At 41.4% G+C, this 13,068-nt stretch carries 12 protein-coding genes; 8 read left to right on the top strand and 4 right to left on the bottom strand.

Annotation, left to right across the window (positions count from 1 at the left end; translation table 11 throughout):
* The first annotated feature begins 4 nt into the window (after positions 1-4).
* The 3 genes from JIG37_RS16720 to JIG37_RS16710 are packed head-to-tail and all read left to right on the top strand — an operon-like array spanning position 5 to position 2,968.
* Positions 5-709 (top strand): spondin domain-containing protein, encoded by a 705-nt coding sequence (locus tag JIG37_RS16720; protein WP_199529872.1) that lies wholly within the window; start codon positions 5-7, stop codon positions 707-709.
* Positions 710-767: 58 nt separating this feature from the next.
* The gene (locus tag JIG37_RS16715; RefSeq protein ID WP_138618792.1) at positions 768-1,493 is read left to right on the top strand and encodes a response regulator transcription factor; all 726 of its coding nucleotides are present in this window, start codon (positions 768-770) and stop codon (positions 1,491-1,493) included.
* Entirely contained in the window at positions 1,493-2,968 is a 1,476-nt protein-coding gene (locus tag JIG37_RS16710) for a HAMP domain-containing sensor histidine kinase (protein WP_199529871.1), read from the top strand. Before JIG37_RS16715 ends, JIG37_RS16710 begins: the two co-directional genes overlap by 1 nt.
* Positions 2,969-2,989: 21 nt before the next feature.
* Here the strand turns inward: JIG37_RS16710 and JIG37_RS16705 are convergent, their stop codons facing one another.
* Positions 2,990-5,173: a S9 family peptidase gene (locus JIG37_RS16705; RefSeq protein WP_199529870.1), complete on the bottom strand. Its 2,184-nt coding sequence runs from the start codon at positions 5,171-5,173 to the stop codon at positions 2,990-2,992.
* Between the two features lie 130 nt (positions 5,174-5,303).
* The gene (locus tag JIG37_RS16700) at positions 5,304-8,708 is read right to left on the bottom strand and encodes a S8 family serine peptidase (RefSeq protein WP_199529869.1); all 3,405 of its coding nucleotides are present in this window, start codon (positions 8,706-8,708) and stop codon (positions 5,304-5,306) included.
* Between the two features lie 235 nt (positions 8,709-8,943).
* Between JIG37_RS16700 and JIG37_RS16695 the strand changes: the two genes are divergently transcribed.
* Positions 8,944-9,414 carry a DUF2721 domain-containing protein gene (locus tag JIG37_RS16695; protein ID WP_054554628.1) on the top strand — a complete coding sequence of 157 codons (471 nt, stop codon included), beginning with the start codon at positions 8,944-8,946 and terminating at the stop codon, positions 9,412-9,414.
* Positions 9,415-9,517: 103 nt separating this feature from the next.
* On the top strand, positions 9,518-9,970 hold the full coding sequence (locus tag JIG37_RS16690; RefSeq protein WP_138598940.1) for a cytochrome c: 453 nt from the start codon (positions 9,518-9,520) through the stop codon (positions 9,968-9,970).
* A gap of 221 nt (positions 9,971-10,191) precedes the next feature.
* Here JIG37_RS16690 and JIG37_RS16685 read toward each other — a convergent pair whose 3' ends face one another.
* On the bottom strand, positions 10,192-10,842 hold the full coding sequence (locus tag JIG37_RS16685) for a cytochrome b/b6 domain-containing protein (RefSeq protein WP_054554626.1): 651 nt from the start codon (positions 10,840-10,842) through the stop codon (positions 10,192-10,194).
* Between the two features lie 137 nt (positions 10,843-10,979).
* Here JIG37_RS16685 and JIG37_RS16680 point away from each other — a divergent pair, with 137 nt between their 5' ends.
* The 3 genes from JIG37_RS16680 to JIG37_RS16670 all read left to right on the top strand — a co-directional run bounded on the left by JIG37_RS16680 (position 10,980) and on the right by JIG37_RS16670 (position 12,573).
* Entirely contained in the window at positions 10,980-11,687 is a 708-nt protein-coding gene (locus JIG37_RS16680) for an AzlC family ABC transporter permease (RefSeq protein WP_054554684.1), read from the top strand.
* On the top strand, positions 11,684-11,983 hold the full coding sequence (locus tag JIG37_RS16675; protein ID WP_063529256.1) for an AzlD domain-containing protein: 300 nt from the start codon (positions 11,684-11,686) through the stop codon (positions 11,981-11,983). The genes JIG37_RS16680 and JIG37_RS16675 overlap by 4 nt, the downstream gene beginning before the upstream one ends.
* 107 nt (positions 11,984-12,090) lie before the next feature.
* A complete protein-coding gene (locus JIG37_RS16670) occupies positions 12,091-12,573 on the top strand; it encodes a glutathione peroxidase (RefSeq protein ID WP_054554624.1) in 483 nt (160 codons plus the stop codon).
* A 52-nt stretch (positions 12,574-12,625) separates the two neighbouring features.
* Here the strand turns inward: JIG37_RS16670 and JIG37_RS16665 are convergent, their stop codons facing one another.
* Positions 12,626-12,814 carry a hypothetical protein gene (locus JIG37_RS16665; RefSeq protein WP_082389337.1) on the bottom strand — a complete coding sequence of 63 codons (189 nt, stop codon included), beginning with the start codon at positions 12,812-12,814 and terminating at the stop codon, positions 12,626-12,628.
* Positions 12,815-13,068: the final 254 nt, after the last annotated feature.

Raw genomic sequence — 13,068 nt, 5'->3', positions numbered from 1 at the left:
TATTATGCGCTTTTCAAAAAGCTTAATTATCCTCGCATTAAGTGCCGGCCTTGCGGCCTGTGGGGACTCAGATAATAACGAGGTGGAAGTAACAGATCCTGTAACGCCCGCTATGAGCTATGAATTTACTGTACATGTTACAAACTTAACCAATGCCCAACCTTTATCACCGATTGCAGCCATTGCTCACACTGAGGGTATGCTTTGGCAAATAGGCGAACCAGCCTCAGCTGCCCTCGAATTAATGGCTGAAGGAGGAGATAACAGTGAATTATTAGCGGCTGATTTTAATATGAATTCAAGCTCAGCTGAAAGCCCACTTCTTCCTGGTGAGCAAGTCACTTTAATGTTGAGCACGGAGCAGCTTGATTCATTAAAAATCAGCTTAGCGACCATGTTGGTGAATACAAATGACGCGTTTACCGGTCTGAATGCTATAGACGTGTCTTCGTTAGCGGTAAATGAGTCACTGTCACGTACTAGTTTTGCCTATGATGCAGGCACCGAAGCTAACTCTGAAGCAGCTGGGACAATCCCCGGCCCTGCTGATTCTGGCGAAGGTTACAACGAAATGCGCGACGATATTGACCGTGTTGCAATGCACCCAGGTGTGATCAGCCAAAATGATGGCCTGACAAACTCAGTGCTCACCAGTCAGCATAAGTTTGATAACCCGGTTGCTCGGTTCACCATAACGCGGACGCAATAATAATCGCACTCCTTACACCGAGGTCATAAGGATGTGCCTCTGTGATTTGGAGTGAGCAATGCGCCAAGAAAAATTATTAATCGTCGAAGATGATAGAGCAATACGCCAACTTATCAGCACACAATTACACTGCCTAAACCTACATATTGATGAAGCCTCGAGCGCTGAAGCTGCAATAAAGAAGCTTGCCAGCTCAAGTTACGGCTTGGTGCTACTCGATATCAATCTACCACAAATGGATGGCTTGAGCTTATGCCGCAAAATTAAAGAGCACTACCCAAGTATTGCCGTTATTTTACTAACTGCACTCAGTAGCGATATGGACAGAGTGATTGGCCTGGAAATGGGCGCTGATGATTACATTTGCAAGCCGTTCTTCGCCAGAGAGTTACAAGCACGAATAAAAACACAATTACGGCATAGGTCACAACTTATGGCAGCCCAATCACATCATGAAGATAGCGCTCAAGCAGTCATTCAACTTGGTGAACTCCATATTGAATTTGCCAGCCACCAAGCATTTTTAGCTGACCAAGCAATTAACTTAACCGCCACCGAATTCGATTTACTAGTCTATTTTGCTAAACACCCAAACCATGTTTTTAGCCGCCAACAGTTACTAGACCAAGTGTGGGGTTACCAACACAGCGGCTACGAGCATACGGTTAATTCCCATATAAACCGTTTACGCAGTAAATTTGAGCAGCATCACCCTACAACCTTTATCGAAACAGTCTGGGGCGTAGGCTATAAATTAAACCCTAGCCAATTGAGTGTAAACTAATGAAATCAATGACGCTTTATCAAAAATTGGCTTGGTCATTGGTGCTTATTTTTAGCCTGTTGTGTGCACTGGTTTTAAATTGGAGTAAGCAGCTAGAGCAAAGCTCTGTACACCATGCTCAGCAAAACTTGCACCTTCAATTAGCCGAACATTTAGTGCATGATAACCCACTGATCCAGCAAGGTGTGTATGACTATAAGGCACTAGAAAACTTATTTCACACGCTGATGATACTTGGTCCAGCTTTTGAGTTTTATTTTGTAGACCCAGAAGGTCATTTACTGACTTATTCAGCCAAACCGGGGCAAGTCGTAAGGCAACAAATAAACTTAAGCCCAATACAGCAGCTACTCGACAACCCCACTGCCACGCCAATTTATGGTGACGACCCGCGTAGCAAGGATGGCGTAAAAATTTTTTCGACCGCACCAGTTTATAATCAGCAACAACTGCAAGGTTATTTATACGTGATAATTGGCGGGCAAGCTTACGATACAACCCTTAAAAACATTAAAGCCAATGATAACCTTTGGCTTGCCGCAATGTGGTTTATAGCCGCCTTAGTTGCGCTATTTATTGCGATGTTGCTGTTATTTCGTTTTTTCACCTTACCGTTAAAAAAACTCAATAAAGAGCTTAATAAAATAGAAGCGGCTAACTACAGCCTAACCAAAATGTCATTGGACTCTAGCTACACTGCTGATGATGAAATTGGCAATTTAAGCAAAGGCGTCAATGCCATGCTCGCACGTATTGATGAGCAGTTTCAGTCATTACAGCAAGCCGATAAACAACGCCGTGAGTTACTTACGCATTTATCACATGATTTACGTACGCCGCTATCTTCACTGCACGGCTTTCTTGAGGTGATCAATAAACCGGATAGCCACTTAAACGAACCTGAGCAACGTCATTACCTCAACCTTGCAATGGATAACTGCCAGCAATTAAAACATCTGATCGAACAAATTTTTGAACTTGCTAATTTAGAGTGCGGCCAAGTAAAAATTCAATCAGAGACCTTTAATTTAGGCGAGTTGATTTATGATTGCGTGGCAAAGCTTGCACTCACTGCACAATCCGCAGGAATTTCACTCAGGGTTATCCCAGAAATTTGCGACTTTACCGTGACGGCAGACATTGCAAAATTAGAGCGGGTACTAACAAACTTAATTGAGAATGCTATTCGACACACCCCAAGTGGCGGTGAAATTGCCGTCAAGGTTAGCCAACAAAGTGATCAGTTATACGTGGCAGTATCTGATACTGGGGTTGGTATTCATGAGGATGAACTCAATGCTATTTTTGAACCTCATTATCAGGCCCGTAATAGCATAAAACGAGGCTCAACAGGCTTAGGACTGGCTATTTGCAAGCAATTGCTCACCCTAATGGATAGTGAAATAAACGTCAGCAGTACCTTGGGAAAAGGCAGTGAGTTTCGTTTTAATTTAGCAATGCAGGCACCCGTTTAATCACGGATGCCTGCGTTGTTATTATTTTTCGATACCCGCTAAATCTAGCATAAATGCATAATATAAAGCGGTGTCTTGTAAGCTCTTAAAGCGCCCAGAAGCACCGCCATGACCTGCTTCCATGTCAGTTTTAAAAAGCAATAGGTTATCATCGGTTTTATATTCACGCAGCTTAGCAACCCATTTTGCTGGCTCAAAATACTGAACTTGAGAGTCATGCAAGCCGGTGGTGACTAACATATTTGGGTAAGCCTGTTTCTTAACTTGGTCGTACGGCGAATACGACAGCATATAATCGTAATAGACTTTATCGTTCGGGTTACCCCACTCGTCATACTCATTTGTTGTTAGTGGTAAGCTGTCATCTAGCATAGTCGTGACCACATCAACAAAAGGCACTGCCGCAATCACTCCTTTATAAAGTTCAGGCGCTTGATTTACAACAGCCCCCATTAGTAAGCCACCCGCACTGCCACCCATGGCAAAAACATTATCTTTATCTGCATATTTTTGAGCAGCCAATGATTTAGTCACATCAACAAAGTCATTAAAGGTGTTTTGTTTATGAAGTAACTTGCCGTCTTCGTACCAAGGACGACCCAACATCTGCGAGCCACGGATATGTGCAATTGCAAATACAAAACCACGATCGAGTAAGCTTAATCGTGAACTAGAAAAGCTTGGATCCATGGTCGCACCATACGAACCATAGCCATATTGCATAAGCGGATTAGAGCCATCTTTTTTAAACTTATCTTTTCGATAAACAAGGCTCACTGGAACATTAACACCATCTCGCGCAGTTACATATATGCGTTCAGATGTGTAATTGCTCGGGTTGAAATCACCCAATACTGTACGCTGTTTAAGCAGTGTTTTTTCGCCACTTTCGAGGTTGATATCGTAGCTACTACCTGGGGTTGTCATACTTGAATAGTAAACACGTAAATTAGGGTTATCTAACTCACTATTACCATAGCTAAAAACCATATACGTTGGATCATTAAACGCAACTATTTGCTCTTGTTGGTTGCGAAGGTCACGAATAGTGATACGGGTTTGCCCCATTTCACGTTCTTCATAAACCAAGTGATTGTTAAATAACTCAATACCCTCAAATTTAACCTTATCGCGACCAGCAATAACCGTTTGCCAATTGGTTTTATCATGGGCTTTATCACGGTGCACTTTCATCAGTTGGAAGTTAACCGCATTTAAATTGGTAACGATGTAATACCAATCACCTAATTTTTGAATATCATATTCAAGCCCAGCTTCACGTTCAATAAAACGTTTCGGCATTGCTTTAACATCATTTGCATCAATAACCGAGACACCCGACGCACTAGTACTGCCATGACTAATATAAATATCTTGTTGGTCTTTACTCTTGTAGATACCGGTGTAATAACTAGTGTTTGTCTCTTCGTAAACCAGCTCATCGTCGGCTTGCGGGGTACCTAGCGTATGGCGATATACTTGGTAGCCTAACAGCGTTTGTAGGTCTTTTTTGATGTAGTAAAAGGTTTTGTTGTCATTAGCCCACACGACATCACCTTCCGTGCCTTCAAGGCTCTCTGTGAGCATTTTACCTGTGGTTAAATCTTTAACTTTAATTGTGTAAATGCGACGACTAACTGTATCTTCACCGTAAGCAAGTAAATTGCCATTTGGACTCACAGCTAAACCGGTGACAGCAAAGTAATCATGATTTTTAGCAAGCTCATTTACATTTAAAATAACTTGCTTACCCTCTCCTTGACTATCTTGGCTACGCACATAAACCGGATATTCATCATCACCACGCGTTTGTGAGAAATAATAATAATCCCCTTTTTTTGTCGGTACGGTATCGTCATCCTTTTCAATACGTCCTTTAAGCTCTTCGAAAAGGGTGTTTTGTAGCGTTTGAGTATGTGCCAATTTGCTTTCAACATACGCATTTTCAGCATTTAAATGAGCAATAACAGCGGCATCTTTGCGCTCATCATCACGCATCCAGTAGTAGTTATCGATACGTGTGTCACCATGAATGGTCATTTCATGAGGTATTTTTTTAGCAACGGGAGCTGCTATTTGAATCGACTCAGTTGCACCCGATTGTTTTATTGTATCTTTTTTATTTGAGTCATCAGGAGCTTTATTACAGGCAGTTAAAATAGCTAAAGAGAGTGCCGCGAGACAAAGTGAGTGGCCAACTTTCATAGGGATCCTAAATTAATTTTTATTATTAAGTCCCTAATATAAGTAATTAACCGTGAATTTATAAGTAGCCTTTGTGAAGCAATGTAAAAAGGGAGCCGAAGCTCCCTTTTATCACTTATTTTTCAAATAATTACTTTTGCTTACGACGACGCATGAATGCGAACGGTGCAGCAAGTAATGTTAACCACGCTAGTGAACCTGAAGAAGATTTTTTCTTCGGTTCTTCAACGACAGGCTGCTCAGATGCTTCATCCGCCAGGTTATTAACTGTAACAGTTACCATAGCAGACTCTGAAACATTGCCTGATCTATCCGTTGCAACCACTTCGAGCTCAATTGACGTTAAACCAGCGTCATAATCAAGTACATCTTGATTCATAACTACAACATCACCTGTAGCTGTTACTGAAATAGCCGTTGAACTTGAGCTAATTACAATGAACTCTGTAACAGGGCTGGCTAAATCAGCACCGTAAGTGGCTTCTAAAGTACCAATTACTGTGCCGTTCTCTGTATTTTCATCAACAGAGAATTCAGCATCTGCAACTACTGGTGGAGTATTTAAGTCAGACTCAGGTGTTGCCGTATACAATTTAGAACCTGAGTCCGATAAGATCATGAAGTCTGCACCTGCATTGTACAAAGTTGCTGAAGCTCCAGGTTCAATTGAGCTAACTGTTTCTCCTGCTTCATTTTCAATCCATGCATATTGATCGTTTGATGCATCTGTGAATGTATAAGAACCCATAGCAACATCACCTTCTTCTGTTGCTATCGGAGTCCATACAGCTTCTTCTGTGCGGAAACGGACATCTACAGTTGCTCGGCCTATATCATCAGCAGTTAAACCAAAATCTTCAATACAGCTTTGCAGTGTTAAGTGATTATTACCAATTATTTGGAAAATATTGCTAACCTTCCCAGAACCACTACCATAGCCATGAGTAAAGGCAATCGCAGTTCCTGGCTCTACCTCACCTGGTTCATAAAACCATTCCAGCATTCCATTTTGTACGGTTATATCGTATTCACCATCTTGGTTCATATCGAAGTCAGCCATAAAGCCGCCAACATAAGAGTGAGTAATTCCTTCGTTCAGTACAAGTGTAGTTAGAGTTACATAGCCGCTTTCACAAATTTCTGCAGATACTGCAAATGTTTCAATTGACGCACCAACTAAATCAAAGCGTTGCTCTTCATCAACATCATCAGTCATTACCGCCGGAGCAAATACTGGCTCAAGTACTACAGCACCTGTGTTTGTCACTTCATGTGCAACACCTTTATCTGTAACAACTGGCGTGAAGCTCATTGCTGCATTTGCTTTTGGTAATACGTGATAAACAAGGTGGAATGCTTCATCGCTACCATCAGAGAAGATTAACGCACCATCAAGTTCTAGGGTAGTTAAATCAGCTGTCGCATCTTGTGAACCAATATTATCATCCGTTAATGTCCACTCAGGCAAAGTAGTAGGCTCAATTGTTGCAGTCACGTCAAATGACATAGTTTGACCCGCTGGCACTGTAATTGACTCTGGATAGTCAAGTGAGAATGAACCACGCTCAACATCGTCTGCATAACGTTGTTCAAGAGAAAGTGTGTACACTTTATCTTCATTAGAGAAGTTCTTAACTTGAACTGTTTTAGTAAGCTCAACGGTTTCTGATGCGTTTACTAAACCAAACGAAAGTGCTGCTTGTTTAGTATCTGCAGCCCAGGCAGCAACTGGTAAGTTAGCCGCTTTATTGACATCAACAAGACCCGCACCGATGTAACTAATTGGCGCCAGCTCAGCATCAGGATTGATTGCTAATGGCTCCATAGTCACATTCAGGTTTGCAGTGTTCATTAGCGTAGCTTTAATTTCAATCGCGTTACGCTCTGGAAGCGCTTCTTTTAATAAGCTCACAGCACCTGCAGTTATTGGACCTGAGAATGAAGTACCTGTTGCACCCGTTAAGCCATCACCAAGGCCTGGGTGAGCAGTCATAATGTTTACACCTGGCGCTGTAATTTCAGGTTTTAACAGACCACCCATTGAAGGGCCACGCGATGTGAAGTCAGCAATAGCGCCTGAAGTTACAAGGCGCTCTACTGTAAGGTTAAATGCGCCACCAGCTTTAAGTGCAGTACCAGCTGCAAATGTCACGCCTACAGAAGGGATAGTTACAGCAGGATCAGACCCCCCCATAGGAGCTGGTGTACCATCATCATTGCTATTTGCGATAATTACAAACTCAGCGCCTTTATCTTGAGCCGCTAAGACTTTTACTGTAAATGCACAACCACCGCGGTCGATGATAACGCCCTTGCCAGTAAAGTCTACACCATCTGCAAAGGCTTCACATGCTGTTTGGTTTGCATCTGGATATACCAGTTCAATATCATCACTTGAGAAAGTAAAAGCTGTTTGTGGACCGAAGCTTGCTGGTTGCACAATTGCTTCTTCACCATTAATTGTACCACTACCAACTGATTCTTCACCGGTAGGATGAGTCATCGCACCCACTGAAAGAGCATTTTCTGTAGTACTTGGGCCACCAACGATGAATGGATATGCGCCATCATTACCTGCAGAGATAACAACGTTTGTACCAAGCTTAACCGCTTGATTAATAAACAGGCCTACAGCATCGTTGGCAATATCGCCATAATTACCACCTAGAGACATGTTGATAACATCAACACGGTCACTAATGTCACCATTTCCATCAGGGTCCATAGCGCTTTCAAGCGCGAGTAGCTGTGCAAGGCCTGGACAGCCACCACCACATACTGAGTAAACAAATAAATCTACATTTGGTGCAATACCATTAACAGAGTGAGAAACGTGAGTACCGTGGTTAGTTGTCACATCAATTGGATCTGCATCATTATTAATAAAATCGTAGCCGCCTAATACCTTGCCTTGAGGCCAATCTACAGAAGCAGGATCAGCAATAGCTGCCGCATAGGCTTCATCTGTACCCGCACCACCAAAAGCAGTATGAGTGTAGTCAATACCTGTATCAAGCACAGCAACGCGAACACCTTCACCTGTTGCTAAACCATTAGATACAAGCGGAGTCGCTTCAATATAGTCAGCGCTGTCAGCAACATGCAATTCATAATCGTATACTGGGTAAATATCTTCTACTTGCGAATTTGAAAGTAACTTAGCAACATCACGTTTATTGCCATTAACGACAACTGAGCTTACTAGGGTTGAAGTTTTAGCAACGACCTGAAGAGGTAAGTCCATGCTGTTGATTGCTTGCTCTACACTTGCTTGTGCTACTTTAGCTTGCGCTTGAATTGACGCTACATCCGCTCCCATTGTTTTTGCATTTATAGATGCTGGAGCATTAAGTTTTACAAGCCAGCTTGTTGCTTCACTGCGAACTTTTTGTTCTTTTTTAGTTACCGCGCTCGATTGGATTAATTTTTTGCCGGCAAGATTATATTTAGAAAAGTCATTGGCTTGTGCACCAGCGCACATTGCACTCGTCACAGCCAAAGCAACTGCAGTTCTTTTTATTATATTCTTAGACATGGGTTCCCCTGGGATATGTTATGTTATCGTCTAAATAGTGATTGAAACAAAGTTTCAGTGGGAATATAAAACGGGAACACAGACAAGAACAACATCTCAGTTACATATAAATTACAACAACCTTGCGCTAACAGCGAAAAAGAAAGAACAAACCCATTCTTTACAAAGACTTAAACCCAAAACCAAAGGTTGTAAACGTTTGTAAATGAAAGCCTTATAAATAGAGTACTATCAAATGAATTCAGAAGTTATCAACATTCTTACCATGGCAAAGGTGATTCAAACTGCTGTTGCACCCGTCTTTTTAATTACCGGTATTGCAGCAACATTAGGCGTGCTTTCCAACCGCTTGGCGCGTATTACCGATCGAGCGCGGCAGTTAGAACGCAAGCTTAAAGTCAGTACCGATGAAGACTTCAATAAGTCGCTTACAACAGAACTAAGGGCACTGTTGAAACGCTCTCGCTGCATACATATCGCATTTAGTTTAAGTGTACTCAGTGCCTTATTAGTGTGTGCTGTGGTTATGTGTCTATTTTTATCGCATATCCAGTCGATCAACTTAAGCGTGACAATTGCTAGCTGCTTTGTGGCCGCTATGGCGCTGTTGATATGTGGATTTTTATCTTTACTATGCGAGGTTTTCTTAGCAACAAGAAGCATGCGCCGCGGCATGATCTTCGCTGATATAGATATAAATGATTAAATTAAACTTAAGTTAAGATTAACCGCAATACACTTGAATATTATATTGAGCTAAGATACAACTCAGTTAGTTTACTTTTATGACATCTTAAGGGGCAAAAGGAATGAAATTAAAACAATTAGTAGTAGGCGCAATGCTATCTACAATGGCACTAGGCGCTTCAGCAAATTCTGTATTTGAAGAGCCAAGCGATGCAATCGAGTATCGTCAAGCAGCATTTTCAATGATCCGCGTACAAATTGGTGACATGGGCGATATGCTAAAAGGAAAAGTACCTTTTGATGCAGAACGTTTTCAAAAGCGTGCCGACAATGCAGCGGCATTATCTAAAATGCCTTGGGAAGCTTTCGTAGCGGGTTCTGACAAGGGTGATACATCTGCACTTGCAGCTGTATGGAGCGACAACGAAACCTTTATGAAAAAAGCAGTTGCTTTCCAACAATATGCTGATGAGCTAGCAATTGCAGCGCAAAGTGGCGATAAAAAAGTAATTGGTAAAGCATTTGGCGCTTGGGCTAAAGGCTGTAAAGATTGCCATAAGTCTTTCAAAGACTAGTTAAAAACTTAAACTAAAAAGGCGCTTATTAGCGCCTTTTTTAATGTCTTATACCAATTCGCTTAATTAAGTGGTCTATTTTGAGGCAATAGAACCTCGTTGATAGCAAGGCAAAAATTTCGTTATTTAGTTTGTTCTAAATCAGAAATTTTTAACGCAGGTAGCGACAGGTTTTATCCCTCAAAATGATTAAGTATTATTGCGGATTGGTATTAGATTACCTATCCAAGCAAATAGCTGAGCGGCTCTGCACCCCAAGTCGTAAATAGCACCACTAAGCACACTGCAAAAATAACAAAAGCTATCAACGGTGATTTAGTAACAGGCTCAGTAACCGCAACTTGCTCACTATTACCCGTTAGCATAGGTTTCACTAAGTTTTTTCCCTTAATGCGGTAAATCACAATCGCTAATACATGCAACACAATGGCATACAACAAGATGTCAAAGTTTAAATGATGGAGCCAACCGGCAAACTCTACGGTATCTGAGGATACATGCGCCACCAGCGGGCCATCCGTTAAAATATCGTCACTGGTCATTAAGCCAGAGGTTAACTGTACGATGAGTAGCGCAAAAAAGGCTATCACCATATAACTACCCGCCGCGCCATGACCCGCTTTATGTTCATTGCTTGTAAATGACTTAATTGCAGCAACAGGAGAGTGAATAAGTGCAGAGAGCTTTGCCGTTTTACTACCAATAATACCCCAAACAAGACGTGTAATAATAAGCGCTAGAGTGAAGTAGCCTGCAGTAAAATGCAGCTCCAACATACCTTCTTCAGCACTAAAATAGAGGGTTGCGATGGCGGCAACTAATAACCAATGGAAGCTTCTTATAAAGCCATCCCATACTTTAACTTTTGACATTGTAACTTTCCCTTTAAAAGATGCTAATGATTTCAGCAACAGGCTCGGCTATACATTATTGCAAACTTCAGTTATTTTGACACACCTCTATTTCAGCTGTTTTGATCTGAGCCATAACAACAAACATGAGCGATAAGATGCATAAATCAACAATAAGAGCCTTACTAAAAGGTTTTTTCGACATGCTCCCCTTATGCCTTGCGGTGTTACCTTGGGGAATTTTATGTGGCTCGTTAGCAGTTCAAAATGGCTTCAGTGCCCTAGAAACACAAGCTATGTCGTTGTTGGTATTTGCAGGTTCAGCACAGCTCGTTGCGATTGAATTAATGGCCGGCAATACGCCGCTTTTAACTATTTTATTTACCACACTCATTATTAGCTCACGGCACTTTTTATATGGTTTAGCTATTCGCCACAAAGTCATAGATCAACCCTTTCGTTGGCGACTGCCAGTGAGTTTTGTACTAACCGATGAATTATTTGCTTTTTCGCACCATCGCAAAGCGTACCGAACGAAAGTACGCCTTATTTATGCACTCAGTGCCGGTTTTAGTTTTTATATTGCATGGAATATCTGGACCTTGCTAGGTATTGTCGCAGGAAGCCTCCTTCCCGATTTAACACACCTAGGTCTTGATTTTGCCATCGCTGCCACGTTTATTGCTTTAGTTATTCCGGGTGTAAAGAACTTTGCAACACTGGCTACTGTGATCACCGCAGGCGTTGTTGCAACGCTATTAAAAAGTCAGGGCTTTCAACTTTGGCTTGTCACCGCGGCTCTTATCGCTATGACCGTGGGTTATCTAATTAGTCGCTGGCAAGCAAAAGAGGAGCATACACAATGATGATCACCATTTTATTAATGGCGTGTATCACCTTCTTCACACGTTACTTATTTTTACACCGCGCATTACCATTTAAAGTTGGCCCGAAAATGCAGCAATTTTTAAGTTTTAGCGCCCCTGCCGTACTCACCGCAATTTGGGTGCCCATTGTGTTTATTAATGACGAAGGGATAAATCTAGATTGGCAAAATCCTTACCTAAGTGCTGCTGTTGTGTCTGTTATCGTGGCCTATAAAACACATAACATATACTACACAACACTGGCAGGAATGGGATTATTTATAATTTTAAGTTAGCTGCTATGCTTATCCCCAAGTAAGAAAAGCCGCTGATTAAAATTTACCCTTTTAGAAAAATGCCAAGCAAGTTAGAATCAATGCAACAATAATAAAAAGTTATCACTATGAGCGAATTTCACCAACTCTCAGCTACCAGCCTACAAGGCCAATCCGTTGACTTTTCTGATTTTGAAAACAAGGTCGTACTTGTTGTAAACACTGCAAGTAAATGTGGCTTCACTCCACAATATGAAGGCTTACAAGCACTGCATGAAAAGTATCATGAGCAAGGCTTAGTAATAATTGGTTTTCCTTGTAACCAATTTGGTAAACAAGAGCCTGGGGACGCGAAGGAAATTAAAGAAGGCTGCCTCATTAACTACGGCGTTAGCTTTTTAATGATGAGCAAAGTCGATGTGAATGGCGAACATGCTCACCCTGTTTTTAGATACCTAAAATCAGAGTTACCGGGGTTTATCACCCGCAAAATAAAATGGAACTTCACCAAATTTTTAATTGGTAAAGATGGCAAAGCAATTAAGCGATATGCGCCACTCACAAAGCCTGAACAGCTCGAATCAGACATCGCTGCTGCACTGGGCAAATAACAAAGTCTAAAAGCAATAAAGAGGCAAATTGCCTCTTTACCTAAATTTATGCTTAGTCGTTCAAGTACTCGTCAAAGTCGTCATCGCCTAAGTTTCTACGCAAGCGTTTTTGTTCAAGATAGTCTTCCAACTTCTTCTTAACGCGTTGCTTTTTCTTGTCGTGTTGATTACGCCCGACCATTTCGTACTCGTCTTCAACAAAATCGTCATCTAGCGCGTCATAACTAAATGTCTTACCCACAACCCACTCCATAAAGTGTTTGAGACCAATTCTTGAGATTAAAATTTGCTCGATGAATTGGCAAAGATTAAAAAGCTCAGTAGTAATTTAGTATCTAAAAAACCACCAAAATAAAGCCATACACCCATGCTAAATAGGTCATATGTCAATATTGTGAATAAATAGCGCTAAATTTGATTTCTGAAAAGTGAGAGTTTTTTATCGTTTCGATAAGAGTCATTTATGCATGTGTATTTTTTAGTTAATTTGACTAA

The sequence above is a fragment of the Pseudoalteromonas sp. bablab_jr010 genome (assembly GCF_016464105.1).
GTDB lineage: Bacteria > Pseudomonadota > Gammaproteobacteria > Enterobacterales > Alteromonadaceae > Pseudoalteromonas > Pseudoalteromonas simplex.
This window is presented reverse-complemented; position numbering and strand designations above follow the sequence as displayed.